Origin of the sequence: Ramlibacter aquaticus (genome assembly GCF_015159745.1) — a bacterium.
GTDB lineage: Bacteria > Pseudomonadota > Gammaproteobacteria > Burkholderiales > Burkholderiaceae_C > Ramlibacter > Ramlibacter aquaticus.
In genome coordinates this window covers 1-25,453 of the sequence record NZ_JADDOJ010000059.1, presented here as the reverse complement: position 1 = coordinate 25,453, position 25,453 = coordinate 1, and the positions used below count along the sequence as shown (strand labels likewise).

The following is a 25,453-nucleotide window of genomic DNA, read 5'->3' as shown; positions in this document are numbered from 1 at the left end:
CTCGAGCGGTTGCCGACACACCCGGCCAGCCGGATCGACGAACTGCTTCCGCATCGCTGGGCACCGTCGGCCTGAGGGTCCTCACCGTAGGCCGGCAGCCGTCAAGGTGACTTGGCCGGACGCATACGTAATTGTGAACACGATGCGCCCAGCACCACGCTCGAGAACGGTCGTCCGTGTCATCCCGTCGTCCTCTTGGGCAACCAGGGAATACCCACGAGACTGGGCAAATGCAATCCAGTCGACCTCACGTTCAAGCTGAGCCGACTTGTCGGCGGCCCGCTTCACAAGCCGTCTAGCCGCTGAGACAACTGCTCGATATGCACGGCCAACTGCATCAAGGCAGACGTCAATTGCTCGACCCGCAGGCTCAAGTGCTCCAGGTGCTGCAGCTGAGACGCTCCCATCTCCTGGAGCTGTTCGCCCTGCAGCCGCTTCTCTTCCTGCAAGGCCGTCAATGCTTCGCGCAACAGAGTCATGAGTTCGCTCATCCGTTTTCTCCAACAAGTCTTCAGGGCGGGGGCGGCCAATGGTCGCAGTGGCGGGGCCTGGAAATGCTCGAGGCACCTTGGAAAGGGAATCACCTCGGGCTGCACGGGGACCAGGCGCTCCGGTGAAGACGGCGGACGACCTGGCACCGACTGCTACGTCGTCGTGCAGCCTCATTTCCACGCCTCGCTTGAAGCGGCACCTGTTGTAGCCAGCACGCCTTTGGAGCATCAAGCCAAGCTGCCGACGAGCTTCGGCTGCGCGCTCATGGTCGACGGCGGCGAACTGCTTCAGCACCCTCCGCTCCTCGTCCTCGGCTACTCGCCGTCGTTCGTCTTCAAGCGCACGCAGGGCTCTGTAGTCAGCTTGGCGCTCAAATATGGGCCCCCTCAGACGAATGGCTTTACCAGTCGCACTTGGGCGGATCGATATGTAGTCTGCGCCTTGACGGGAGATTTCCCCCATCTGGGAAAGCTTCGCCACCAACTCTTCCCTGCTTTCAACATCACCGTCCATGACCAACTTGAGCGCCAGCTGCCTCAGAGCTTCGTGGACGTCCTGCTCGAGCTCGAGCACTTCAGCAATGAGAGACTCGCCTAGCCCGCCTTCCCTCAGGCTTTCAGCTTGGCGGCGGAGCCTCTGTGCGAGGCTCTGTTGGCGCCAGCGTGGCCCCGGGTATATGGCGCGCGCACGGTCGGGGTCATCGGGACGCGCCCACCCTCTCTCGAAGTTCCACGCGTCCCTGAACGGAGCGAACGCCTTTTCCCACCCTGGCGGCGCAATGTTCAAGCTGCGACCGGTCGACAATTCGACACGAGGCACGAACAGATGAATGTGTTTGGAGCCGTCCTCGTCAACATGGAGCACTGCAAGGTACGCGTAGTCTCCCTTGTCAAGCCCCGCGAAAGCCACGCGCTCGAAATCCTCAAGGACCGCGTCGATGTCGGCATCAGTCGGCTCATCTTCTCGGTGCCAGGCGATGACCGCAGACGTATATCGATGCACGAAAGGCAGGCCGTTCACCAAGTGCCCAAGCATCGCCGGATTCCCGCGAAGCACGCGGACTTCAGCGCGCTCGACGCCCGTATAGTCGTAACGACCGATCAGGTACGCCACCGCTTTCGTGCCACTTCCGGTGCCGTAGGGAAAGAATTTGATCAGCATGGCCTGTCGCTGGGAGTCATTTACCGACCGGCACGAGTGCGGCCAGCGTCGCCTCGATCGCTGCCAGTTCACCCACCACGGTGATGAAGTCGAAGCTCATGCCGGCGTCCCGGGCGCTGCGAAGTTCGCGGGCGATCTGGTGCAGCGCGTCGCTGATCGTCACCAGCTGCCGGCCCAGTTCCGGATCAAGCCCTGTGGGCGCTGGCAGAACTCTGCGTGCACGCTTGCTTCGGCGCGCGCTTCCGGCCGGGGCAACCCCGGTGAGGTTCAGCTTCGCCCGCAAGACGTCACTCACGTTTCCACCCGACTGGTCAGCCTCGCAATTGAGAGTCTCAACCACAGAGAGTGGAAGCCGGACCCTAACGGGCACGAGCGGGTCACTCGATTTCGGACGCGCCATGCTCGTCTCCTCCAGCTTGGGGGTTCGAAGGGGGCGCGCAGCAGCCCCCTCGCCAGCCCCGTCCCCGCAAACCCGGCAGGGTTTCCGTGGACGGGTATGCTGGCTTACGCCAGGAACGCACAGGCTGGCTTTCGAAGTGTTCGCCTTGTACCGGCGAATCCGTCTGTCGCAGCCGCGGTTTCGTACCCGTTTCACGAACGGCACCGACCATGATTCACGACGCCGTGGTCTGCGTGCCGGACGTGCCCGACGCATCCATCGACTCCGACTGAGTCGTCCTCGACACACGACGGCAGGCCTTGTGAAACGCCTTCGTGGCCGCAGCTACGAGTTCGATCGCATCAGGGCCGACGGCACCGTTCTGCATCGCCTGGGTCACGGCGCCGAGCGACTCAACCAACGTGGCGATCTTAGTGTTGAGAATCTGGACCTGATCGGCCTCGAGCCGAGCCTTGAGCTCCTTGAACTCGTGGCCTGTCAGATTCATGGCCAGGTCTTCAGGAATCTTGTCCGGCGGCGTGCCGAATTCGATTTCGCCGATCTTCCTCTCCTTGGGCTTGCCATTTTCGACGCCGGCATAGCGGTACACGGTGTGTCGCTGTGCATTGCTTCGGATAGTCACGTTGTGCTCCTTGCTCACGTAGGGTTGGGGGGTGCGGCAACGCCGCGGCGACAGAACGAAGCCGACCTCACGAAGCCTCCGGGTTCGCGCTCAGCGAAGGCGACCCCTTCGCAGCCGTGATGCCGGCGATGAGTCCAGCCTGGAAGGCCTCCATCGGAGTCGCGAAACCGATCGGCGTCGTGTGCAGGCTCGTGGTGGTGTTGTGGCCACGGAACCGTTGCGCATTCGTGCTCGACGTCTGGCGCAGCCAGTCCAGGTAGTCGGCCCAGTCTTGCATCATGGCGGCCCGCTCCATGAGCAAGCGGGTCCGGTTGTAAGCGCGGCCGTTGGCGTCCTTGACCTCATGGTCCAGTTGCAACTCGATCACGTTGTCAGACCAGCCAAGCCGCTCCACCACCATGGTCCGGGCCGTCGCGCGGAAGCCGTGAGCGCTCTGCTGCGTCTTTGTGCAGTAGCCAAGCTGCCTGATGGCCTTGTTCACGGTTCCGTCAGAGATCGTGGGTCTGCGGCCCTGGCCAGGAAACACGTATTCGTTCGCACCCGTCACCTCGCGCAATTGCCTGAGGACCTCGATCGCCTGCGTGCTCAGCGGCACGATGTGCGGCGGTTCACCCACCTTCCGCTTCTTTGGCCCTTTCATGCGTTCGGACGGCACAAGCCATCGTGCGTTGTGGAAATCGAACTCGCTCCATCGCGCACCGCGGAGCTCGGCAGACCGCAACAGGGTCAACAGGTGCATCGACAGCGCGCATCGGGTGATGAACGAGCCCGGGTAAGCGTCCGCCTTCAACAGGAATCCCTGCAGCGCCGCGGGATCAGTCAACGCGGCACGGTGGCGCACCGTGTGAGACGGCAGCACTTCCACGGCCTTGATGATGAAGTTCTCACGGACGCGCCCATGGGATTCAGCGTGTCCGAAGATTCGTTGGCAGTAGCCCAACAGCCTCCGCGCCGTTTCCAACCTTCCGGTCCTGGCCACGGCGTCCACCAGCATCGTGATTTCGCGGGGCGCAACGGACCGGATCGCTCGGTCGCCCAACATCGGGAAGAGGTGCAGTTGGAGGATGCATGCCACTTTTTTCTTGTGGCTCTCGGACCAAGTGGATTCGTGGACAGCCATCCACGCCTCGGCGTTCGCGCGAACAGTCGTACCCCCTTGCGCAGGAGCTTCGGCTTGGGTCGCAGAACGCGCTGACATCGACGGGTTCGCGCCTGCCTCGATCTGTCTCTTCAACGCCAGCGACTTTTCGCGGGCCTCGCGCAAGCCGACCACGGGGTATTCGCCCAGACTAAGCGAGTTGCGACGTCCCTGGAACGTGTAGTCCTGGTACCAGTACTTCCGCCCAGTCCCAGACTGGCGGATGTGCAGCCCGCCGCCGTCATTGAGCCGCTTCATGACCGGCTTCATGGCATCGATGGTTCGAGCGCTAGGAATACGATGGATCGACATTGGAGTTCTGCGGTGCCGTGGGAGAGGCTCAATCCGAGGATCTCTGCCCTGAGGACATGCTTCACAGTCTCGAACGGGACCTCATGAGACAAGGGTTGCAATTGACCTCAGCGGGTGAGTCCAGTTCGTCCAATACCGACCCTCGGCGGCCATGCGCGGAAACTCGCGGAATCACGCGGAATCTCGCCAGGGTCGTAGCTGCGCCTGCTGGGGATTTCGATCACGCAGGGTTCGCCGGGACGGTCGTGCATGTTGGGGCGTCGCTACTACGTTCTTGCCTTTCACGCCCTGCAGCCACCGAAAGTGAACAACAGGAGTGCGGTCAGGCCACTGAGCTCAACGCACTCGCTTCTTACGGGACCGCCAGGCCGTCACGAAGGCGTTCAGAGTTCGCCACCGTCAGCCTCTCGGCCGCTGCGGCGAGTTCGGGAAGGCTCGAATGACGCGGAGGATGGGCACCACCGATCACCGGACGCGCAACAGATAGTCGATAAGCGAAGCAGGAGCTCCGCGACGCCCCCACCGTATTCTTCGGATACGCAGCCACGCTAAATACGCTACCGCGAGACCTGACACATGCGCCGCAAACCGCTACGCTCTATCCATGTACAGCGTGAGTCATCGACTGCTGCGCCTCGTAGTTGTTCGTGTTCAATCGGCCTTCCGCGCTGAGCACGAGGCGCCAGCTCATCGTCGGCACACTCGTGGCCGCGCGGTAGGGACGCCGTCATGACGATGCCCTCTGAACGAACCCGCGCCCTGCGCTTCGGCGTCGAATCGCTGCGCGACATCGCCGAGCACGCGCGGGTTGTCCCGTAAAACCTACGGTGCACAAACGGCCTAGTAAAATCAATGACTTAGCGACGGCAAAACGCGCCTAAACGCCCTCTTCGAGGGTGCACAAGCTGTGCACCTGAGGTTTTTTTCGCGATTTCGTAAAAGCCCGGCGCCGCTGGTGCCGAAGTGGCTGCGGCCTGGCGAGCTGAGGCGGCCGAATGGCAGCTGATTACACCGGCCTTGTGTAATTCAAGTGGTCCGCTGCCATTCAGGGCTGGCGCATCGACTAGTCGGGCCTGGGTACCCGAGGGATGCCAACTGTCGCCAGAAAGACCTACGCCCCACAAGCGACCCTACCAAATTAACGACTTAGCGGTATCAAAGGCGTCCAAACGCCCCGTTTCAGGCCGCACATCGTGTGCGAGGGAGGTGGCGGGCTGGGGTGCGAGGCGGGGTTGTCTGTAGCCAAGCAGGGCGCCTTGGATTTGATTGAATTACACCGACCTTGTGTCCTTCAGCGGACGCCGGGCCACACCGTCCTCGAGAAAGCTGCAGGCGATGAGCACATTGACCCCTTCGATGGCGCCGCACGCCTAGAGACCTGACAATGGAATCTCATGACGACTTCGACATCAGCTTCGATGACTACAGTGAGAGACTCAGTCTCTCACTCATGCCACGCACATCAGGGGAAGAGAGCAAGGGCAGCAGTCTAGTCCTCACTGAAGAGGATGCGCTTGTGGGAGATATTCGCCGTGCCGCAGCAGTCCTGCAGCAACTTGCCTTCTGCAGGCAAGCTGCAGTGTGCGAAGTGCGGATTGATCGCCATCGCCGCCCTTCAATAATGTGCCACGTGAAAACAAGCTTCCGACACTTGTGCGCCATGCTGCGCCGCGATTGGGTCGAGCTGAGGCACCACTTCCCCTCGCACTCGGTTGTCCCATATGTCGACGCAATGGTCCGCATTCTTGACCGTGTGCCTGAATTACGTGAGGCCGACCCAGACGCCGATCCGACGGACGCGGCCAACAAGGTAAATCGATTTGCAGAAGAGCTTAGCGCCGTGACGAAGACAGCAGACTTTCGGGCTGCAATGCGCAAGCGCAACGATCGATGCAGGGTTAATACAGCCAAGCTTAAGCGTTACATCGACTGGGTCTTCGCAACGCAAGGCGCAAAGCATCTCGCGATTCGCATAGATCTGTGCTACACGAAGGAAGACCGTTTTTTTACTGGGCGACCGATCAATATCACTCGGCAGCAAGCTCTGCGGGACTTCTCCCGCTTCAAACGTTGGGTTGCGGAAAAATACCCGCTGAGTGGGCATGCGTGGAGGCTGGAGTACGGCTTAGTTAGCGGGTACCACTTCCATGTTCTATTTCTTTTGAAGGGGCATGACGTGTGGAATGGCAGCCGCATTGGTTACAATTTTGGCCGTCAGTGGGACGGCGTAAGCACAGATGGGATGGGGCGGCACCACAATTGCAATGCCGGGAGTTACGTTCGAGATGGGATCGGCCTCATCCATCGCTCTGACACTAAAAAACTTGAGATGCTTAAGGAGAATGCAGCTATCTACCTTACGAAGCCCGACATGTGGATATGCGAGGAAGGTCGACGGTCGTTCGGAAAAGGGCAGATGCCTGAGCAGTGGGTTTCGTCGATGTAATAGCTCCTGATGCCAGTCGTAGCTAAATCTTAGTAGCTTGGCAGACTGAGCCGTTTGTTCGAGCGATGTCACACATGGCGAGTAACCTCAGCGCTCACCTTCGTGGAAACAGGCCTGCTAATAAATCAATGTCTGTCGCTGTAGGTCGAGCTGCCTTCGTCTCGGTCAAATATTGTTCGGCGATCTGTCTCTTGAGCTGTGCCCAGTCACAGCCGACTCGCTCATACAGTTGCGACTCAGCGGCGACCGTGTCACTGAATCGTTGTTCGCAGGTGTCTACGTCTTCACAAGTCAGCGTAGAGCCGTCACTAAACAGCCCCGCAGCGTCTGCTGCCGTATGTGCAGTGCGCGATTCTCCAAGTGCGTTCGGCTTCGCCGCATCCTGGCTGCCAACTCCGCCAACTCCGCCAACTCCGCCAACTCCGCCAACTCCGGTGACGTGTTCAGTGGCACCAATCCCTCTCCCACCAGAAGTTGCGAAGTCACTTAAGGCGCGAGCGTAGGACCAAAGAAATGGCGAGGAGTAGGGCGGCGGATTGATCCAAGATGGACTCTCAACTCGCCTGATGGGAGGCATCTGCGAAGCTTGAAGGAGGCGGCGATTGTCAGACGCCTTCTCGACCCAGCCGCATTCGATGCAGCGAGCCATAGCTCGCTGCACCGTTCGTTCAGGGATGCCTGATGCGATTACTTCGCTGATAACCTGACCTTTTAGAAGCGAGCCCCGCTTGAGAAGGTCGAAAATCCTCCAGACTGCCCGATTTTCTTCGGGATTTGTAATGCCGCGTACGGCGCGGCGGAGGATTTCACTAGGTGACCCTTCCCATCGGTCTTTCCAGCACACCTCCGGAATTTGACTATCGACAGGCTGAGCAAGAACAAAGGTGTGAGCCGGCGGGACCTCAAACAGACAGGATCTAAGGGTCACAAGAACATGCTCGTTCGGACATGTTTCGTCATACCGCTGTATTGGAGACAAGTCCATAATCACGTCAGCGTCGCGCAGTCCAGCTGGGATACGCTTATCCGCGTTCGAGCCGGATGTTGAGTGCGGGACGAACCCGATGACGGCGCAGTCAAAGGTTTCCGCAAGGCTTTTCAAATCGCGCATGGCGGATGAGTTTCGAGGGGCCGGCTCGTTACACTCAAAAATAATCGCACGGGGATTGCAGCGCCCTTTCAACGACCGAAACGCTGATATACCGAAAGTGGACCATTTGAAGGGCTGGTCTGACTCGTAAAAAAGGGAGCTCCCATCAGAGCCGAAGCTAGCCATCATCGGTTTGAGAAACATCGCTGCCTCGTGCTCCGTGCACCATGTGAACACGGTCCCTCCGTGGATCTTCTGACCCATCCAGACTGCGTTCCCAGTGATCGACGCAGCCAAAGCGCCTTTAATTGTTCTGCGGACCGCACCCGAATCGCTCAGAATGATCGTCGCCCCTTTTTCAGGAATTCCGGGTAAAAGAGTGTGGCCGACCATGTCGGGACTTGTCTCGCGCAGCTCACGCACGGCGCCCCCTCGCCGACTTTTTCGAAGAATTAAGGCTATTCTCATGCGTGGATTTCGCTGAGCCAGAAAGTTTCACTTCTTGATGTTGCGAGGCTTCCTTGCGCTTAATCACCCATTCGTCAAGCTCCGGTCGTAGGTAAACGACGCGGCGAGGTGTTAACTGTACTTTCTTGGGAAAGTCTTTGTCATAAAGCTTGGAGCCGTGTCGGCCAAGCTCATGCAAGGTCGCTTCCCCAATTCCGATATATTCCGCTGCTTCTTCTGCGGAATAGCCGAGCTTACGAAAAGCGCATGCGCTTTCCGCATCAATTGACGCACAAGGGTAATTTCTTGGACAGAAGGGCACACCAATCTCCAGCAAAATAGTACTTGAACTCCCGATGAGTTCAAGCTTTTGAGGTCCTTATGGGGTGCCGAGAGTGCCCGTTGCGCACTGCAACAGGCACTTGTCGAGTCAACGTTCAGTTAAGTCCAAGCTCTCACGACATAAACCAAACCGCTGAGGTCAACCAGACGACGGCTCTATATTACTCGGTTCGCCGCGTAGTAGGCAAACTCGGGGAGCCTGGCTTAAGGCAGCTCATGTGGGGGTGCATTGAGGGAACTGATTAACGCCAGATTCGGACGCGGCAGGTCCGAGGGGTGGAGCGTGATGGTGATCTTGCTGCTTCCTGTTCCGCAGTATCGGCAGAGCGTTACGCCCACCGCGGATTGCGAGTCGGCCGGCCTAATGTTTGCTTTCGGGTTCGCCCCGACCGGCAACCCGATCGATGTCACGGGCCAGGGCTTCTCGCTGCCGGGCGTCCTCGTCAGCGCGTTGCGCGATGCGGCGACCTGCGGCGTGTACAGCCATCTCGCGGTGTTCCTCGCCGGCGCGGCGAATGCGCCAGGGGTGTGGCCGGTGCTGCAGGCGTGCATCGACTCACTGCGCGGTGACCCGAGTGCCGCGTCACTCGTAATCAGCGGCATCCTCACGGCCGATCAGCGACGCTGGCTGGAGTCCGTCGGATGCAGGGTCTTTGCGGAGCCGGTGCGTGCGATCGAGGCGCTTGCTTAGGTGTTTTGGGGAAGGCCCGCACTGCCAATCTGGCCACGTGGATGTGTCCACGTGGTGGAATTGGAGTCCAATGAACAGGTGCCAGGGCCGCGTCGGCGCCGCTGGCTGACGCAGACAAGTTGGTGATTCGGATGAGAGAACGAGCCTGGCGCAAGGAGGGACAAGAGCCCGACTACCGCTTTTCGATGGCGAACGAGCGTACGTTCCTTGCTTGGATACGCACGGCACTCGCGTTGCTTGCCGGAGGTGTGTTGCTGGAGCAGTTCGGCGTGCCGATCGGTCCGATGAGCAACCTGGGGGTGCCTGCGGCGGGCCTGGCGGTGCTCGCCGGATGTCTCGCGGTCACCGCGTACGTCCGCTGGCGAGCCAATGAGATCGCGATGCGCCATTCCTTGCCGCTGCCCATCACCAGGCTGCACGCCGTGGTGGCGATCGTCACGATGGTCGTTTGTGCCGTGCTTGCAGGTGCCATGTTGTGGCGGTGATCGAGCGAGGTCTGCAGCCCGAACGCACTGCGCTGGCGTGGCGCCGGACCAGCCTTTCGGTTGCCGCTAACGGCTTGCTCCTGTTGCGCACGTCCCTCGCTGCGGGCTCCACGTCAGTGTCGATGCTCTCCGCGATCGTCCTGGCTTGCTCGGGCCTGGTGTTCATCCTGAGCGCGCACCGTGGTGAACGGTTGAGGCTCTCACGCGCAGCTGTGAACCCGTTGATGGCACTGCTGCTGGTCGGGTGCACAGTGCTGGCGTGCGCCGCCGAGCTTCTCGTGATTGCAGGAACCTGAAAGGCCAGCTACGCCACGAGATGGCCGATCCGCCGCACAGCTGAAGCAGCGGGCAGCTGTCGATGCTGCTGCAGGTCCTGCTCCTGCACCGGAGCACCTGAGAGGCCGTTCGCATCACGTGCAACGACCTGGCGGCGGGCCTGGCGCTCGGACTGGACCTCGAATGCACCAGGTCCATCCCGTGCATGTCGAGCAGGTGCTGCGTCGCAGTCCGTTCCTTGCGCTGGCGCCCTCGTGCTGCCGCTGTTCGTCTGGCACATGAACCGTTTCCAGATCGTTCCCGAGGAGCGCGCGCTCGCGGCGCGTTTACGGGAGCAATACTCCGCGTACGGCGGCGCGTGCGCCGATGGCTGTGATGGCTTCGTTTCGACTTCGCGGCTGCCCTATTTCGGCTGCTCGTTGCCGTAAGTCTTGACCAGATAGTCGACGATCTCCGGCATGTCCGCATCGTTGATCGGTGCCTTGAAGACGGCTTTCATGCGGTGGACCATGGCGTCCCAGTAACCCCGGGGTGCGGTCAATGGTTGATACGCCATGTACTCGGCCGAGTGGCAGGCCACGCACTGCGCCTGGGCCTTGGCGTACCCGGGCAGGCTGCTCGGCTTGAGTTGCATGCCATCGGGGGGCAACTCGATGGTCTTGGGCGTTGCAGCAACAGGTGCCGTGGCGAGCGCCAAGACGGTCGCACACAGGCACGGGACGAGGAGGGACTTGAAAGGGTGGGTCATCGGGTGCTCCTTCAGGCGGCCACGACCTTGACGGACTCGACGACATTTCGCATGTAGCCCGCAGGCTGCCACAGCGCCTCCATCGGCTGGCTCTGACCGGAGCGGTTCCAGGCTCGGACGCGCAGGTCGTGCGTGCCAGGCTGCGGCGTGAAGCCGAAGGTGAATTCCCGGAACGAATACCGGCCCATGTCAGCCCCCAGCCGGGCGGCGCGCCAGCTCTGGCCGCCGTCGGTGGAATACGCCACCTCGCGGATGCCCTGGCCGCCGTCGAAAGCGATACCGCGCACGGCCGTCTCGCGGCCGGCCGGCAGGCGGGCGCCGTCGGCCACGGACGTGATGAACGACCGCACGTTGAAACGGCCGATGGGCCGAGTGGCCGCCGGCGCCGTGCCCGGCTCGACGCACGCGCAAGGGTTGTCCGGGATGCGGTACGCCGGCTTCATCCAGAAGCCGTCGTATTCGGCGTCGATGACCTGAATGTCCGACAGGTGCTTGACCCAGTAGGTGCCGTAATAACCTGGCACGATCAGCTTGACGGGGTAGCCGTTCAGCAGCGGGATGTCGGCGCCGTTCATCTGGTAGGCCAGCATCACCTCGCCGTCCACCGCATGGTTCACGTCCAGGGCCTTGACGAAGTCGCCCCCGCCGAAGAGTGCCTGGTCCAGGCCGTCGAAGGTCACCTGCCGCGCCGTGTTCTTCAGCTCTGCGCGGGCGAGCACGTCCTTGAGCGGAACGCCGACCCAGCGCGCATTGCCCATCGCACCGTTGGCGAGCTGGCCGCCGGTGACGCGCGGGTTGAAGAAGCCGCGGCTGTTCCCGGAGCACTGGTTCACCGCGATCAACTCGACCGGCTTGAACTGCGAGCGCAGGGCCGCCATCGACAACTCGAACGGCTTGCCCACCGCATTGCCGCCGACCTTGATGACATGCTTGTCGGCGTCGATCGAGGTCGGGATGCCGGCATTGTGGTAGCGCACGAAGAAGGCGTCGTTGGGCGTGATCAGGCCTTCGTTGAAGACCTGGAACGGGGTTTCCAGCTGCGGAGGCCGGGAGGTGAGCACGATCAGCGGCCGCTTCTCCGGAAAGGCCACCAGCTTGCGCTCACCATTGGCGAACGGCTGCTGCAAGGCCGCGGCCTGCGCCAACGCGGCCTTGCTCAGTGAGCTGAGCCCGCCGGCGGCGAGCAGGCCGGCACCGCCGGCGACAAGCCTGCGGCGCAGGCGGTTGGTTGGATCTTCCATTGCGTCTCCTGGTTGGATGTCTGACACGTTTCGAGGGCTCACCCGGGTCTGGCGAGGCTGCCGGCGGCGACCGCCAGGGCCCTCGGCTGCTGCGCCACCAGCACCAGCGGCTTGCCCTGGCGGGAAGTGACGACCTGCCAGTGGACGTTGCCCCACCAGCCGCTTGCCTCGTGCAGGACGACCGGCTGGTCGAACGCGAACACGGTCACCATGCCGCCCTTCTCAAAGAAGGTGGTGAGGTGGTACACCAACCGTCCTTCGATGTCGCACGGCCGCATGAGTTGCGGGTAGCCCGGCACCTGCCGGCGGCCGTCCAGCCCGAGTTGGCGCAGGAGCGACTGCGCGTCCATGTAGTTGCCGCGCAGCAGCCGCTCTTTGGATTCGTGCTCGATGGCTGCGCGCACCAGCGCCGGCGGGCGCATGGCCAGGACCGCGCCCGTGGCGCCAGCCCCTAGCGCCGCCGCGATGGCGGCACGCATGACGCCGCGCCGACGCCAAGGCGCGGGCTCGCGGCGAAGCAGGTGCGGGGGGGGCTCGCCAGGCTGGAAGGCCAGCGCCAGCTCGGCTCGCGCGCGCAGGTCCAGGTCCGTCTCCGGTGGACGCGCCGGGACGTCGGGGTCGGGGATGCGTCTCATGGCACTTTGCGCAACCTGCTAAGGGGTGCGACCTTGGTGGACGACTGCAGTGGATCCTGCGCCGGAGGATCCAGGGCGACCTTGAGCGCCTCGCGGGCACGCGACAATCGCGACAGCACGGTGCCGGGCGCGACCTCCAGGGCTTCGGCCATCTGGGCCGTGGGCATGTCGTCGAAGTAGTACAGCACCAGCACCTCGCGGTGGATCGGCGCGAGCCGTGCCAGCGCCCGCACCACGTCGAGACGCTCATCCAGGGCAGCGTCAGGCGCGGCCGCCTCCGGCAGGGTCACGTCGTCCAGCGACACGAGGCCGGGCGCCAGGTACCGCCAGGCACTGCGCCGCATGATCTGGAACAGCCACGCGCGCGCCAGCGATGCCTCTCGCAACTGCTCGCGGTTCTTCCACGCGCTGGCAAAGCAGTCCTGCACGACGTCTTCGGCCGTCGCCCGCGAGCCGGTCAGCGCCCAAGCCGCACGCAGCAGGAAGCGGTAGTGCTCGCGCACCCAGGCGTTGTAGCGTGACTCGGCCGACTGGAACATCGTGTGGTCAAGAGCAAGTAACCGAGCGATTCATTCCATGCGGGTACGCGCAGGCTGTTGGTAGTTTCCCTAGGAGCCGCGCACGCCCCCCAGGGCCGGGAAGCTGTCATCGCGGGAACCTCCCGGGCGACGCAGCATGGCCAGCCGGCGCTGCATGCTCTCGATCTCCACCGTCTGGCCGGCGATGATCTCCTCCGCCAGCTGCCGCGTGATCGGATCGCGCCCATGCTGCAGCACGAGCCGCGCCATGTCCACCGCGCCCGCGTGGTGCGGGATCATCATGGCCAGGAAGTCGGCATCGGGATTGCCGGTGGGCGTCGGCGCATGCATGGCTTGCATCATGCGGGCCATGCTGGCGTCCATCTCCCGCGCGAACGGCGTGGCGCCGGCGGCGGGCGCCGCGCCGTGGTGGTGGGCCGTGGTCATGCTGTCTGGCCGCGGGTACCCGGTCGCACGTAGACGAGGTTGATGCTCTTCTTGTTGCGCAGGGGCCCGGAGGGCAGCGCCAGGTTGCCTAGCGGAATCTGCGCGATGAAAGCCGGCTTCAACGGGTCGCTGACATCGAAGGCACTGCACACGGTCTGGCCGGCGTTGGGCGTGCCGGGCAGCTCGTCCTGCTCGTGGGCTACGTACAGCAGCGTGTTCTCCGGATTGGTCCACAGGCCGTGCGCTTCACGGCCGTGGCTGAACACGGTGCCGACCACGCGGCGCGATCCTCCACGGCCACTGCGGTCGATGATCGCGAGCTGGCTGGAAGCCACGCCGCCAGGGCCGCCATCATCGACGCGTGCCAGGCTCGCGTACACGACACTGCCGCGCGCGTTGGAGACGAATTCAACGTGATTGGGCCGCGCACCCATGCCGAGCGGCACGGTATCCAGCAACTCGAACTCGCCCCGTGTCGACCGGCACGACAGCGCGTCCGCGAGCTTGTGCGAGAACCATACTTCCTCGCCATCGGGCGTGGTCTTCATGAAAGGCGTGAAGCCGGGCTTGTCCTGAGCCGCGATGTCCAGCGTGGTGATCCGCTGCGGCTGCGAGTGGCCGTCGCTGCCCGGGTTGACGCGGAACACGTCAATGCGCGGGGTTTTCTGGCTGGCCACGAAGGCGATCGTTCCTTCGCGGTTGAACCAGACCTGGGCTGGCCCGTTGAGCGTCGGCAGGAACTGGCGCACCGGCGAAGCGGCGCCACCACGCAGGAACGCCACCGCAGCGCTGACGTCGAGGATGGCAATGCGGTCCTCGCCGCGCAGGGTCACCCACAGCTCCTTGCCGTTGCGGGTGAAAGTCGGCTCGTGGGGCTCGCGCCCGAGCAGGATGCCGGTGGACAGCCGTTCCGCGCTGGTGCTTTCGCCGGCAGCGGGGTTGGGCGTGTTGCCGATCACGCGCCGGTTGACCGCGTCGATCAGATAGATATTGCTGGAGCCGCGACCGCTGGTGGCAAGCATGGCGCCGTCGGGCGAGGGCACCGCGCCGTGCGCGTCGATGCACCCGTGGTACAGCGGCTTGTGGATCATGGCCGCATGCGTCGGCGCGACGCCGCCCGTGACAAAGCGGAACGGCGGCCGCGGATCCTCGTCGAAGCTGGTCAGATTGATCGTGCTTTCGACCGTGTTGCTCCTCGGGTCGATCACCACGATGGTGTTGGAATCCTCGTTGGTGATGAAGACACGATCGCGCGCGTCGATGCCTGCTACTGCGGCAGGTTGGGCCAGCACGCCCGCGCTGGCGGCGGCTCCGAGAGCCAGGCTGTGCTTGAGGAAGTCGCGGCGGTCAGGGGGCATGAGGGGATCCTTGGGGTTGGTTTGTGTGATCCGAGAGAGCAGGCAATGCGCCGTTCGATTCCATCAGCGCGTCGGCTGTCGTGCAGAAAGCTGGCGGTACACCTCGGCGGATACCCGCGCCAGTTCGCCGCGATCAGCCTGGGTGGAGAGTGCGTAGCCGAACGGGCCGTCGACCCAGTAGAAAACATTCACGTCACCTTCGCGGGCGAAACGGAAGGCCGTGTCGGCATTGCGCGCCGCTCCTCCTTGCGCCTGGGCGACGTCGCCGAGGTCGTTGGAGACGTACAGGGTCAGGCGCGCGCCGGCCGCGTCGCGGAACATGAACTGCGCCACAGGCCCCTTGCCGCCTGGCAGCAACCGGCCACCTTCGAGGGTGTAGCCCTGCTCCTGCAGGTGCGGCGGCCGCATGGAGGCGCCCATGCGCTTGGACAACCAGGCCACCAGCTGGTCCTCGTGGGCGGCGTCGACCTCCACCGGCCGGCGCTGGTCCGGGGTGAACACCGCATGCGCGACGGCCGCCCGATGAGCGAAATCGGAAGCCTGGACGACGGCAACGGCGGGATCGGCCGTGCGTGCCAGCCGCGGCGAGGCATCCTGCAAGCCGCCCCGGGCGCCCCAGCCGACGGCGCCGCTCACCACGGCGATGGCGATGCCGGCGACGAGTCGCTCGGCCCACCACGGCTTCGGCCGTGCAGCAGCGCGCAGCAAGCGCGCGTTCAATGGCTCGTCCTGCACGGGGTCAAACAGGGCCCGCAGTTCCTCCTTCTGGGCCCGCCAGGCTTCGGCACGCCGGGCGTCGTCCGGGCGGGTCGCGAGATAAGCCTCGACCTCACGTGCACGGTCAGCCGGGAGCTGGCCGTCGATCCAGGCATGCAGGTCGGATTCGGTGATTGGAGTGTGTGGGTTCATGGCTGCACCATCACTTGACGATCTTCAGGCGTGCGGGTTGGGCACGGCCCTCCATCAGGGCCCGCAAGCGCTCGCGACCACGCGAAAGGCGGGACATGACCGTGCCGATCGGGATGCCTAGCGTGCGCGCCACATCGGCGTAGGGCATGTCCTCGAGCGCGACGAGCAGGATGATTTCCTTCTGTTCGACCGGCAGCTGCTCCAGCGCGGCTTGCAGGTCGAGCACGGCCAGGCGGTCGCCTTGCTGTGCGGCCACCGACACCTCGGGCGTCTGCTCGTCCAGATCGACCGTGGGCACGCGCGGGCGGCGCACGCGATCGACGTGCACGTTGTGCATGATGGAAAACAACCAGGCCCGCATGTCGCCCACGCCCGACCAGAGCGCCGAGCGTGTCCAGGCGCGCTCTAGCGTGTCCTGGACCAGGTCGTCGGCGTCCTCGCGGTTGCCGGCCAGCGCACGCGCATAGCGGCGCAGGCGCGGCACCCAACTGAGCAACTGTTGGTCGTCATGCTGCATGGCCAGGATCAGCGCCTTCGCTCATTCCTTGATGACGTGCCACACCGACTTGAAGTTGTCGCCGGTGCGGTCCCCGGGCTTCTGGTCGGCCTGGTAGAAGTACAGCGGCTTGCCCTTGTACGACCATTGCTTCGAGCCGTCGTCGCGCGTCACCACGCCCCAGGGCGCGGTGGCCTGGTCCGTCGCCGACGCCATCAGCGGCGGCCAGAGCGCGGCGCACCCGCCGTTGCACACGCTCTTGCCGCTGCCGGCAGGATCGTTGTCGAACGTGTAGAGCGTCTTGCCGTTTGCGGCAACCAGGATGCCGTCGGCCACGCGGGCGGGGGCGTCGGCCGCGGACGCGGCCAGGGATGCCAGGCTGAGGGCCGCGACGGCAAGAGCGCGCAGGTTCATCATGGTGATCTCCTTAAGTGGCAGATCAGTAACCGGCAGCGACCGCCAGCTTGGGGTCGATCTGCCAGGTCTCGCTGGCGATGCGGCCCTCGCGGTAGGTCAGCACGTAGCGCACCTTGATCGGCGACTTGCCTTCGAACACCACGTTAGCCGATACCGTGGAACCCTTTGGGTTGCTCGACTCCTCGAGCTTGTCGACGCTGACCTTCAGCAAGCCTTGTGAGCCGGTGAACTTGGACCAGACGCCGCGGATGGCCTCCGGCGAGGTGTAGGTACCGTCTAGCGGACCGCCGACCCAGTTGAATTGGGCGTTGTCGGCGTAGCCACGCATCAGCACTTGCAGGTCGCCTGAGGCGATGGCGTTGAAGTGCGTGCGGGCGTCGTCGGCCGGACCGGCGAAGGAAGCTGCGGCCGTGACGGCCAGGGCAGCGCCCAGAAGCGATTTGCGGATCATGGAATCTCCGGGTGGTGGTGGGAAGGAGCGGCCGGTCACGGCCTCTCGTTTGGGTAGACGGCACCGCGATCCGGTTATTCCAGCCTGATCAAAAAAAAGCGTCGGCCCGGCCGGGAGGCGCCTACTTCGCGCCGGCGAGAATCCAGTTGGCGAGTGCCTTCGCGTCGTTGTCGCTCAACTGCGCCTGCGGGGGCATCGGCACCTGGCCCCAACGGCCGACGCCGCCCTGGCGGATGTGTTCGGCCACGGTCGCAGCAGCGTCTTTCTGGCCGCCGTACTTCGTGGCGACGTCCTGGAAGGCCGGGCCGACGATCTTCTTGTCGATGCCATGGCAGGCCAGGCAGTTGTTCTTCTGGGCCAGCTCGGTGCTGGCTGCGGCACTGGCGCAGAAGAAGGCCGCAATGGCCAGAGCCAGCAGGGTTCGTTTCGGATGCATGGTGTTTCCGTCGATGTGCAAAGGTTGCGTGCGCCGTGGCGGCCGAGGTGCCGCCCGACCTTCCCAAGAGCGCAGTCCGGCCGGTTCCATTCCATCGCCGCAACTGCACGAAGCAACAGATGCGCGGCGGGGCTTTCCACTCGACCGCGGCAGGGTTGGCTCGTCTACCCGAACACCTTGGCGACCGCGTGATTGATCAGGGATCCGCCCCCCACCAGCCACACGAATAGAAGGGCTGCCAAGAGCAGCGGCTTGGCGCCGGCCTTGCGGATGGCCCCAAGGTGCGTTGCCAGCCCCAGGGCGGCCATCGCCATCGCCAGCAGCACGGTATCCAGCTCCGTGGCCAGCGAGACGACCGGTGCAGGCAGCCACTTCAATGAGTTGAACAGCACGACCGCGATGAAGCCGAAGGCGAACCACGGCACCGCCACCTTGCCGGTACCAGCCGCGCCGGCCGGCGCGGGCGCGTTCCGCCTGGCATCGCGCGCCAGCCACGCGGACAGCATCACCAGGAACGGCGCCAGCATCATCACGCGCACCATCTTCGCAATCACCGCCGTGTCGGCTGCCTGCGCACCGACGGAACGGGCGGCAGCCACCACCTGCGCGACTTCGTGGATGGTCGAGCCGGTGTACACCCCGAAGCCGGTGGCCCCTCCGGGGATCATCCCCCAATGCTGGTTCAGGTCGAACAGCAGCGGATACAGGAAAATTGCCAGCGTCCCGAACACGACCACTGTGGCAACCGCCACAGTCACCTGCTCCGCCCGCGCCTTGACCACCGGCTCGGCGGCCATCACCGCGGCGGCGCCACAGATGGAGCTGCCCGCCCCGATCAGCATGGCGGTCTTGCGGTCCATGCCCAGCCACCGGGTCCCGATCCAGCAGGCCAGCGCGAACGTGGACCCGAGCACCAGAACATCGATCAGCGCGCCGGCCACCCCGACATGCCCGATGTCCTGCACCGTCAAACGCAGTCCGTACAAGACCACACCGAGGCGCAACAGGTTCTGCTTGGAGAAGGTCACGCCGGCGCCGCTGGCCTGCGCGATGCGCGGGTACACCGTGTTGCCCACCAGCATGCCCAGCACGATGGCCAGCGTGAGCGCGCTGAAGCCGTGCGCTTGCAGCCAGTCGACGCGGCCCAGGCCCATGCCGCCGCCGGCCAATGCCGCACTCAGCGCGAGTCCTGGCAAAAGGCGGACCCACTGGCCGGCGTCGCGGGCCGATGTTGGGCTGAACTGGGTCGGGGGAACGGTTGGATTCATGGCGCGGATTCCAGACGAAGCGAGGAGTGCAGTTTCGATGGTCGCCCAAAAGCTGTCCAACGCGTTGTTTATGTACTTCTAAGCGATCAGATAGCTATGGAAGCCGATAATGGGCTGCATAGACATCCTGCGACTCACCCTGCGCCAGCTGCAGATCTTCGTCGCTGTTGCGCGGACCGGCAGCACTATCGCGGCGAGCGCCGAAGTCGCGCTCTCGCAATCCGCAACGAGTTCTGCGGTCAACGAGCTGGAACGGCTGCTGTCGCTGCGGCTCTTCGACCGCGCAGGCAAGCGGCTCTTGCTGAATGACAACGGTCGCGCCTTGCTGCCGCAGGCGCAGGCATTGCTTGATGGCGCGGCACAGGTAGAGCGCATGGCGCACGCGCCGGCGCTACAGTTGCAGGCGTTGCGCATCGGCGCCAGCACGACGATCGCCGATCACGTGCTGCCGGACGTGTTGTCGGCGTTCCTTGGCGAGCAGCCGCGCACTGCCGTTGCGTGGCAGTCGTTCGTTTCTGTGGCCAACACTGCCCGCATCTGCGAGCGCGTGGCTGCGTTCGATCTCGATATTGGCTTGATCGAGGGCCCATGCCACGAACCCGCGCTCCACGCCGAGCGCTGGCTGCAGGACGAATTGGTGATCGTCGGCGCTGAGAACGCATTCCCCACCACCGCCGGCGGCGAGCGGATCACGGTGCCGGCGCTGCGTTCAGCCGTGTGGCTGTTGCGAGAGCACGGCTCGGGCACGCGCGAAGCAACAGACCAGGCGCTTCTACCGCACTTGCGCGGCTATCGCCGCAGCATCGAGCTGGGAAGTAGCCAGGCCATCCAGCACGCAGCCGCCGCCGGTCTGGGGATCGCCTGCCTTTCGCGTTGGGTTGTGGCGGACATGCTGCAGGCCGGGCGCCTGCGCCAACTGGACACCACGTTGCCCCGGATCACGCGTCAGTGCCACTGGGTGCTGCATCGCAGCAAGCAGACCACGCCGGCGCTGCAGCGGCTGCTGACGTTACTGCCGCAGGCTGCACTTTGCAGGCGGTGAGGTGCAACACGCGAACCCGGCTTCAGTGCCGCTGCGTGCACCGGCCGTTGGCGTGCACCGGTCGTAGTCGGGGAAGCGTGGTGACCGCCGGATTGACACTCCGTCGGCCTCACACGCGAACACGGCGTGGTCGCCGAACACTGAGCCCGAAGACCCGCAGTGGCAGTGGTGCGGCCGTGCGGCTATCGTCCGCGAGGGGCCGTATATACGCCGAACACGGATCTCAGGGTTGTGCGGGAAAGTCCTTACCCGAAATGGCTTGGCTAATGTGAGGCGCAGCCTCGACGCCTGTGTCGCGCGATGCCTGTTGCTCCGCCGGGGGGCGGCGGGCAGGGATCGGCTGCTTCACCATTCACCGCGGCTGCGTCTTGACCGGGGCGGTGATCACCGTCAGCCCGGTACTCATGTTCCTTGCCGCTGATCGTGTCGACTCTATTGTCTCTATGGCTGCCGTGCGTTCGCCGGTCGGATCGAGCTTCTTGTCACTGGACATGACGTGTCTGCAAAAGAACCACCAGAGACTAGGACCTCAGCGCGGGCAACCTTCAGCGCCGGCAATGTGCCTGACGGCGACTTGAATTCCGATTCAGCGGACGTCGACAGGCGTTGTGATCACTGCCGGGTCAGCCGCTCGTACGAAGGTCGCGATCAGCCAGAAGCGTACGTCTGAAGCGAAGGAGGTCAGTTGGTGTCGGATGCCACGTTCTAGAGCTTGACCTTCCCATGATGGGAGGGTTGAGCATTGGATCTCCAACACCGGGAGACCGTCATGGATCACGCCCACCACCACGCACACCACGCCCAAGATCACCAGCACTCGGCGCCCGTCGCCGGCGCTCAACTGAACGCAACGGCGTTCCGAGCGACCCTGCACTGCCTCTCGGGCTGTGCCGTGGGTGAGGTGCTTGGGATGATCCTGGGGACCGCGTGGGGCCTGTCGAACGGCGCGACCGTCGCTTTGTCGGTCCTGCTGGCCTTCGCCTTCGGCTACACCTTCACGTTCTTGCCGCTGCTGCGCTCCGGCATGGCCCTGCGTTCAGCCCTGGCCGTCGCCTTTGCAGCCGATACAGCCTCGATCACGCTGATGGAGATCGTCGACAACGCCATCATGCTGGTTATCCCTGGCGCCATGGGCGCAGGGTTGGACGAGGTGCTCTTCTGGGGCTCCTTGGCGCTGTCGCTCGTCCTTGCCGGTGCCGCGGCCTTCCCCCTGAATCGCTTCTTGATCCAGCGCGGCCAGGGCCACGCCCTTGCGCACGCCGAGCACTCGCATTAGTCACAGTTCGCGTGTAACTCGTGGGGCCATGTCCCGCTGCGTCGCGATCGGCACCTCTGCTGCGTTAGGATGGTTAGTTCAATGTCGCTTCTTCGTCTGGTGATCGCTTGGCTCCTCATGGCCGCGCTGCCCCTGCAGGGGATGGCGGCTGCGTCGATGCTCTTTTGCGACCAGGCGGCGCATGCGACGGCCGGTGAGGCCGCTCACGAACGTGCTGGGCACCAGCATGCGCGCGCGGCGGCCTCTTCCGACGGGCACGACCACCACGCGGTCTCTGGCCACCATGAGCACTCCGACGCTGTCGCGACCGCGGGCAATCATGTGGACTCAGCCAAGGCCGGCAAAGCAGCTGGCGACCATGCGTGTCCGATCTGTGCGTCCTGCTGCAACGTCGTGGCGATCTCCGAAACGCCCATGCTGAACCTAGAGGCCGCGCGTCCTGCACCTCCGGCGCTTCAAGGGCCCGTGCGTGTCCTCACGCGCGACGCGCCCGCTCCCGAGAAACCTCCTCGCGCCTGAGCGCGGCAACCCGCCTCGGGCATCCGGGGCGCGCCGCCGCATTCCCGTTCCGCCCCCTGTGCGCCACAGCGCCAGGCCAAGCAACGAGTCACGCGAGGACGCGATGTCAAACACGAGTAGAACCATTTGCCTCGGTGCCGCCGCACTGGTGGCCAGCGGCGTGATCTGGGCGCAGACGCCCGACACGCACAGCAAGCGATCGATTCCGGGCTACAGCTCAGCGTTCGAGGGCTACCGCCCGTTCGAGAGTGGGGAGATCCAGGACTGGCGCAAGTCCAACGAGACGGTCCGCGAAGTGGGCGGATGGCGCGCCTATGCCCGTGAGATCCAGGGCGCAGGCAGCCAAGCCGGGAACGCCGCCCCCGCCAGCCAGCCCACCGGTCGCGAGTCCCCGTCGAAGCAGGCGGACCCTCACCAAGGACACCATTGATGAACGCCCAGCGAACTCTGAAGCTCGCGGCGGCGGCAGCGGCTGTCCTGGTCGTGGCCGGCTGCGCCGCGCCGAACATGGACGCCGCCTTGAAGGAGGCGAACGATCTCGCGAAGCCAGTCACCGGGACTGCGACTGCAGGCCTGGTGCGCGATGACGCGCAACGCGAGGCTTCCGCGAAGCTCGCCTCCGAGCTGCTCTCCAAGCCGTTGACCATGGACGGCGCGAGCCAGCTTGCCCTGGCCAACAGCCCCGCTTTCCAGGCCGCCCTGGCGCAGAGCTGGGGCGAGATCGCGGCGGCCCGGCAGCGCGGCTTGCCCGGAGGCGTCCTCTTCTCCTTCGAGCGCCTGCGTGAGGGCTCGGACCTCCCTTGGACGGCTCACGCCTCCATGGCTCGTCAATTTAATGTCACTTGAGGGATGACCTTGAGTCTGCGAAAGCACGACCCTGCTGTTCGCGCTCGCCTACCGTTCGCGCGTTCACGCCCACACCAACTTGGAGCCCTTGATGCCGGAGTCCCTTAACATCTCGATGCCGCCCCTGTCCAATGCCACACAGAGTCCCAGAAGCTTCGTCGTGGAGCTGCTGAAAGCGCTCGGAGCACCGGACCCTGGTCGTAGAACCACGGACGGATGCCTGTCGCACGCACTAGAAATCCTTAAGCACCGGAACATCCACACGATCGTGATGGACAGGTCTCTGCGAATGGGTACGCAGCGCACTCAGAGCTGGAACGCGCTCTGGCAAAGCCTGGCCGCACATGGAGTTAGGGTGCAGATCACCAGTCCGCGTGCACCTGTCTCCGTCAATCTGGACATGTCTTCTCGCGCTAACCATTGAGCCCTGGAGAAGGCGAGCTCTGCTCGCCTTCTCGTTAGTCAATGCAGCTGTAGCTGCGACCCGTCGCTTTGCCCAGTCGGCCGTCCTCGAACAGAGGAAGCCATTGGTGATGTGCTTCGCCCGAGCACGCTGCGCCAGTGCCTCCCGATCACAAGGGCACCTAAAGGCAACGGCGCCGAGCCCTTCGCGAGCGCGCTCATCGTTTGCAACCGTAAACCAGCCGAACGCTGGTGCTTCAGCTGAGCGCCGAAAGGTCTAGTCACCAGCCGTTGAAGGTGGTCAGTCACCTCGCTGGCCACCCCTTGAGCGCGCAGGCCTCATCCAGCACTCTTAAACGCCTCGATGTTGCTGATCAAGGGGTGGAGATCGTCCAAAGCCAACTCCTTGGTGCACAGCAAAATCAGACCGAGGTACGCGTAGCAAGCTATAAACATCCAAGCGGAAGCGCTGACTGACTCTGCATCGCTCCAGAGGCTGTTGAGTCGTGTTGCAGCGTTCCCGTGCACGTTTGTGTTCCGTGAAGCGTAAAGAATGCACTGAAGTGGAAAGCGAACCCAGTCTGCGTCCTTCACGAAGTCTGTGCTGGTTGAAGGCAATCCGGGCTTCCTCGTTCGCCAGAGCTCATTCAGTTCGACTCCCAATGCGTGGACAAGCCGGCGAGCCTTATCCGCGTCTTGCGCCTTGATGCCGAAATCAACATCCGTGCGGTCTGGCGTTTCTACTGGCTGGCACAGGGCGACATACTTGGGCCCGAAGCGCCCGGCCACCATCGTGTGAAGGTGCTGATAGTTCCTTTTGAACGTGTGGTAGGCAGAGGGGATGTGGATAGGCCGCACCGGCAACGCGCCCGCTCTTGCAACGCTGTAGTGATCTAGAGCGAACCCCTTTAGCACATAGGAGGCGACGAAGTGCCAGACCTTGTCGGGTGCCGCTTCTACATACTCAAGCAGGAGTTCCTCGATCGTAACTGTCCGCTCCGAAAAGGACTCTCCTGCCGGACGGGTCACCGTTTTGTGCAGCTGCGAGCCGATCCGCTCCGCAGCAAGATCGATGCTCTTCGTGTCCCCTAGTACCGCACCGACCGTCGGCACATCGCGCATGTAGAGGTCGTTGTACGCACTGTTTGTCGCGGACCAGGTAAGCATGAATGCGAGGTCCGGCCTGCGAGGCAATTGCGAGTAGGCGTCCAGCAATGCGGTGGCGGCGATATACGGCGGAGAGCCGCCTGGAGGCTTCCACTTGGGTGAAAACAGGTACTTGAAGCCCTTGAACCAGTCATGTCGCTCGTGAGTTTCGGGGAGAAGCTGCCGGAGGTGCATCTCCCGGTCGTACCTGTGGAGCAATTTTGCGAGCGTCTCGAGACGCGGAGTGTTGCTTTTCATTTGAGGCACGGTGCTTACTCTGAACTTTTCCTGAGACGCGTGAGGACGCCGGAACTGTGACTCTTCACGTAATAGCCCCCGCGCGCGCCTTTTCATACACGTCGTGCAGCAGGGCTTCAGCCACGTCTTCAAACACCTTCGGGTTCTGTAGCGTCTGCTCGGACATGGCGTGGTGGCTGGCCAGCGCCTTGGCGATGGCCTCGCCCAGCACCAGCTTGTAGTCCCCGTTGGCGAACTGGTCAGCCGTGGGGTTGGCCTTGGCCTGCATCTGGATGCGCTGGTCGGCCACGACGTTGCCAGTGACCGCGGTGAACCAGCCCGCAACCTCGGCGTCGGTGTACTTGCCGGTGAAGAGACTGTGGATCTTCTTGATGATTTCCGACAGCTTCTGCCGGGGGTCTTCCCAGGCTTCGCCGCCGCCGGCGGACAGCGGGTTCAGCGGCTTGGCTTCGCCCTTCTCCAGCTTGATGTCGTGCTCGCGCTTGTTCACCAGCTTGTAGCCGGCCAGGCGCACCGCGCCGTCGATCAGCACCGGGTCGGGCTCCTGGCCACGCAGCCGCGGCAACAGCATCTTCAGGAAGGCGTGCAGCTTCTCCAGCTCCGGGTCGTCGTAGTCGACCAGTTGGGACAGGAAGTCGTAGCTGGTGACGTAGCTCGCGGCGTCCCGGCGGAACAGCTCCTGCTCCTCACGGCCCAGCTCCTCGTAGCGCTCGAACGCCTGCTTCAGGTGGGCCTGGAAGGCCTGGTCATTGCGCTGGCTGAAGTACAGCTTTGCGAAGGCCTCCACCTCGGACCACAGGTACACGTCAGCGTGATCGAGCTTGTCGCGCAACTGGTGCGGCATGTTCCGGTCGGTGATCCCGGCCAGTTGCGCCGTGCGGTAGTACGGCTCGAAGGCGGCCAGGATGTCCTCGGCATCGTTCCTGAAATCGAGCACGAACGTCATGTCCTTGCCCGGGAAAATGCGGTTCAGGCGCGAGAGCGTCTGCACGGCCATCACGTCGTCTAGGCTGTTGATTTCCATCCAGAAGTGACCCACCTGGCCGGGTAATTTCCATCGAAATCTGACCCACGTACGAACCCTAACCTGCTGCTTTTGGTGGCAGGAGCACTAGGAGTGATTGACGTGGCGACACTG

30 protein-coding genes are annotated in these 25,453 nt (G+C 63.8%); 9 read left to right on the top strand and 21 right to left on the bottom strand.

Going from position 1 to position 25,453, the window contains the following annotated elements; translation table 11 throughout:
• Nucleotides 1-81: 81 nt before the first annotated feature.
• From IM725_RS14035 to IM725_RS14020, 4 genes are all read right to left on the bottom strand, one after another.
• Complete coding sequence (locus IM725_RS14035; RefSeq protein ID WP_193781258.1) at nt 82-1,653, bottom strand: relaxase/mobilization nuclease domain-containing protein; 1,572 nt, start codon at nt 1,651-1,653, stop codon at nt 82-84.
• Nucleotides 1,654-1,669: 16 nt separating this feature from the next.
• Nucleotides 1,670-1,948 (bottom strand): hypothetical protein, encoded by a 279-nt coding sequence (locus tag IM725_RS14030; RefSeq protein WP_193781257.1) that lies wholly within the window; start codon nt 1,946-1,948, stop codon nt 1,670-1,672.
• 319 nt (nt 1,949-2,267) lie between these two features.
• Complete coding sequence (locus tag IM725_RS14025; protein ID WP_193781256.1) at nt 2,268-2,693, bottom strand: hypothetical protein; 426 nt, start codon at nt 2,691-2,693, stop codon at nt 2,268-2,270.
• A 49-nt stretch (nt 2,694-2,742) separates the two neighbouring features.
• Nucleotides 2,743-4,125, bottom strand: a complete 1,383-nt coding sequence (locus IM725_RS14020) for a tyrosine-type recombinase/integrase (RefSeq protein ID WP_227753815.1) — start codon at nt 4,123-4,125, stop codon at nt 2,743-2,745.
• A gap of 1,384 nt (nt 4,126-5,509) precedes the next feature.
• Here IM725_RS14020 and IM725_RS14015 point away from each other — a divergent pair.
• Nucleotides 5,510-6,571, top strand: a complete 1,062-nt coding sequence (locus IM725_RS14015; protein WP_193781254.1) for a YagK/YfjJ domain-containing protein — start codon at nt 5,510-5,512, stop codon at nt 6,569-6,571.
• Nucleotides 6,572-6,665: 94 nt separating this feature from the next.
• Here IM725_RS14015 and IM725_RS14010 read toward each other — a convergent pair whose 3' ends face one another.
• A complete protein-coding gene (locus IM725_RS14010; protein ID WP_193781253.1) occupies nt 6,666-8,084 on the bottom strand; it encodes an AAA family ATPase in 1,419 nt (472 codons plus the stop codon).
• Entirely contained in the window at nt 8,077-8,445 is a 369-nt protein-coding gene (locus IM725_RS14005) for a helix-turn-helix transcriptional regulator (protein ID WP_193781252.1), read from the bottom strand. The genes IM725_RS14010 and IM725_RS14005 overlap by 8 nt, the downstream gene beginning before the upstream one ends.
• Before the next feature lie 291 nt (nt 8,446-8,736).
• Between IM725_RS14005 and IM725_RS14000 the strand changes: the two genes are divergently transcribed.
• The 4 genes from IM725_RS14000 to IM725_RS13985 all read left to right on the top strand — a co-directional run bounded on the left by IM725_RS14000 (nt 8,737) and on the right by IM725_RS13985 (nt 10,330).
• Entirely contained in the window at nt 8,737-9,141 is a 405-nt protein-coding gene (locus IM725_RS14000) for a hypothetical protein (RefSeq protein WP_193781251.1), read from the top strand.
• A gap of 131 nt (nt 9,142-9,272) precedes the next feature.
• Nucleotides 9,273-9,626: a YidH family protein gene (locus tag IM725_RS13995; protein WP_193781250.1), complete on the top strand. Its 354-nt coding sequence runs from the start codon at nt 9,273-9,275 to the stop codon at nt 9,624-9,626.
• On the top strand, nt 9,617-9,922 hold the full coding sequence (locus IM725_RS13990; protein ID WP_193781249.1) for a DUF202 domain-containing protein: 306 nt from the start codon (nt 9,617-9,619) through the stop codon (nt 9,920-9,922). The genes IM725_RS13995 and IM725_RS13990 overlap by 10 nt, the downstream gene beginning before the upstream one ends.
• Before the next feature lie 234 nt (nt 9,923-10,156).
• Nucleotides 10,157-10,330: a hypothetical protein gene (locus IM725_RS13985; RefSeq protein WP_193781248.1), complete on the top strand. Its 174-nt coding sequence runs from the start codon at nt 10,157-10,159 to the stop codon at nt 10,328-10,330.
• Here the strand turns inward: IM725_RS13985 and sorB are convergent.
• The 12 genes from sorB to IM725_RS13925 all read right to left on the bottom strand — a co-directional run bounded on the left by sorB (nt 10,306) and on the right by IM725_RS13925 (nt 18,826).
• Entirely contained in the window at nt 10,306-10,650 is a 345-nt protein-coding gene (sorB, locus tag IM725_RS13980) for a SorB family sulfite dehydrogenase c-type cytochrome subunit (RefSeq protein WP_193781247.1), read from the bottom strand. The genes IM725_RS13985 and sorB overlap by 25 nt on opposite strands.
• Nucleotides 10,651-10,661: 11 nt before the next feature.
• A complete protein-coding gene (gene sorA, locus IM725_RS13975; RefSeq protein WP_193781245.1) occupies nt 10,662-11,891 on the bottom strand; it encodes a SorA family sulfite dehydrogenase catalytic subunit in 1,230 nt (409 codons plus the stop codon).
• A 38-nt stretch (nt 11,892-11,929) separates the two neighbouring features.
• A complete protein-coding gene (locus tag IM725_RS13970; protein WP_193781244.1) occupies nt 11,930-12,526 on the bottom strand; it encodes a hypothetical protein in 597 nt (198 codons plus the stop codon).
• A complete protein-coding gene (locus IM725_RS13965) occupies nt 12,523-13,065 on the bottom strand; it encodes an RNA polymerase sigma factor (RefSeq protein WP_193781242.1) in 543 nt (180 codons plus the stop codon). The genes IM725_RS13970 and IM725_RS13965 overlap by 4 nt, the downstream gene beginning before the upstream one ends.
• A 69-nt stretch (nt 13,066-13,134) precedes the next feature.
• Nucleotides 13,135-13,491: a DUF305 domain-containing protein gene (locus IM725_RS13960; protein ID WP_193781240.1), complete on the bottom strand. Its 357-nt coding sequence runs from the start codon at nt 13,489-13,491 to the stop codon at nt 13,135-13,137.
• The gene (locus IM725_RS13955; RefSeq protein WP_193781239.1) at nt 13,488-14,849 is read right to left on the bottom strand and encodes a beta-propeller fold lactonase family protein; all 1,362 of its coding nucleotides are present in this window, start codon (nt 14,847-14,849) and stop codon (nt 13,488-13,490) included. The genes IM725_RS13960 and IM725_RS13955 overlap by 4 nt, the downstream gene beginning before the upstream one ends.
• A gap of 63 nt (nt 14,850-14,912) precedes the next feature.
• Nucleotides 14,913-15,758: an anti-sigma factor family protein gene (locus IM725_RS13950; RefSeq protein WP_193781237.1), complete on the bottom strand. Its 846-nt coding sequence runs from the start codon at nt 15,756-15,758 to the stop codon at nt 14,913-14,915.
• 10 nt (nt 15,759-15,768) lie between these two features.
• The gene (locus IM725_RS13945; RefSeq protein WP_193781236.1) at nt 15,769-16,275 is read right to left on the bottom strand and encodes an RNA polymerase sigma factor; all 507 of its coding nucleotides are present in this window, start codon (nt 16,273-16,275) and stop codon (nt 15,769-15,771) included.
• Nucleotides 16,276-16,296: 21 nt separating this feature from the next.
• Nucleotides 16,297-16,662 carry a COG4315 family predicted lipoprotein gene (locus tag IM725_RS13940; RefSeq protein WP_407692527.1) on the bottom strand — a complete coding sequence of 122 codons (366 nt, stop codon included), beginning with the start codon at nt 16,660-16,662 and terminating at the stop codon, nt 16,297-16,299.
• Between the two features lie 31 nt (nt 16,663-16,693).
• A complete protein-coding gene (locus IM725_RS13935; RefSeq protein WP_193781232.1) occupies nt 16,694-17,122 on the bottom strand; it encodes a nuclear transport factor 2 family protein in 429 nt (142 codons plus the stop codon).
• A gap of 121 nt (nt 17,123-17,243) precedes the next feature.
• Nucleotides 17,244-17,579 carry a c-type cytochrome gene (locus tag IM725_RS13930; protein WP_321576206.1) on the bottom strand — a complete coding sequence of 112 codons (336 nt, stop codon included), beginning with the start codon at nt 17,577-17,579 and terminating at the stop codon, nt 17,244-17,246.
• 143 nt (nt 17,580-17,722) lie between these two features.
• On the bottom strand, nt 17,723-18,826 hold the full coding sequence (locus tag IM725_RS13925) for a YeiH family protein (RefSeq protein WP_193781230.1): 1,104 nt from the start codon (nt 18,824-18,826) through the stop codon (nt 17,723-17,725).
• A 109-nt stretch (nt 18,827-18,935) separates the two neighbouring features.
• On the opposite strand from IM725_RS13925, the gene IM725_RS13920 reads away from it, so the two are divergent.
• Both IM725_RS13920 and IM725_RS13915 read left to right on the top strand, forming a co-directional pair.
• The gene (locus IM725_RS13920) at nt 18,936-19,868 is read left to right on the top strand and encodes a LysR family transcriptional regulator (protein ID WP_227753813.1); all 933 of its coding nucleotides are present in this window, start codon (nt 18,936-18,938) and stop codon (nt 19,866-19,868) included.
• 769 nt (nt 19,869-20,637) lie between these two features.
• On the top strand, nt 20,638-21,144 hold the full coding sequence (locus IM725_RS13915) for a DUF4396 domain-containing protein (RefSeq protein ID WP_193781229.1): 507 nt from the start codon (nt 20,638-20,640) through the stop codon (nt 21,142-21,144).
• A gap of 78 nt (nt 21,145-21,222) precedes the next feature.
• On the opposite strand, the gene IM725_RS13910 is transcribed toward IM725_RS13915, so the two are convergent.
• Nucleotides 21,223-21,465, bottom strand: a complete 243-nt coding sequence (locus IM725_RS13910; RefSeq protein ID WP_193781227.1) for a hypothetical protein — start codon at nt 21,463-21,465, stop codon at nt 21,223-21,225.
• A 301-nt stretch (nt 21,466-21,766) separates the two neighbouring features.
• On the opposite strand from IM725_RS13910, the gene IM725_RS13905 reads away from it, so the two are divergent.
• Both IM725_RS13905 and IM725_RS13900 read left to right on the top strand, forming a co-directional pair.
• On the top strand, nt 21,767-22,093 hold the full coding sequence (locus tag IM725_RS13905; protein ID WP_193781225.1) for a hypothetical protein: 327 nt from the start codon (nt 21,767-21,769) through the stop codon (nt 22,091-22,093).
• Entirely contained in the window at nt 22,093-22,509 is a 417-nt protein-coding gene (locus IM725_RS13900; protein ID WP_193781223.1) for a hypothetical protein, read from the top strand. The genes IM725_RS13905 and IM725_RS13900 overlap by 1 nt, the downstream gene beginning before the upstream one ends.
• Nucleotides 22,510-23,250: 741 nt before the next feature.
• Here IM725_RS13900 and IM725_RS13895 read toward each other — a convergent pair.
• Both IM725_RS13895 and IM725_RS13890 read right to left on the bottom strand, forming a co-directional pair.
• Nucleotides 23,251-24,315 (bottom strand): hypothetical protein, encoded by a 1,065-nt coding sequence (locus IM725_RS13895; protein ID WP_193781222.1) that lies wholly within the window; start codon nt 24,313-24,315, stop codon nt 23,251-23,253.
• Nucleotides 24,316-24,379: 64 nt separating this feature from the next.
• Nucleotides 24,380-25,339, bottom strand: coding sequence for an HsdR family type I site-specific deoxyribonuclease (locus IM725_RS13890; RefSeq protein ID WP_193781218.1), 960 nt, complete (start codon nt 25,337-25,339; stop codon nt 24,380-24,382).
• Nucleotides 25,340-25,453: the final 114 nt, after the last annotated feature.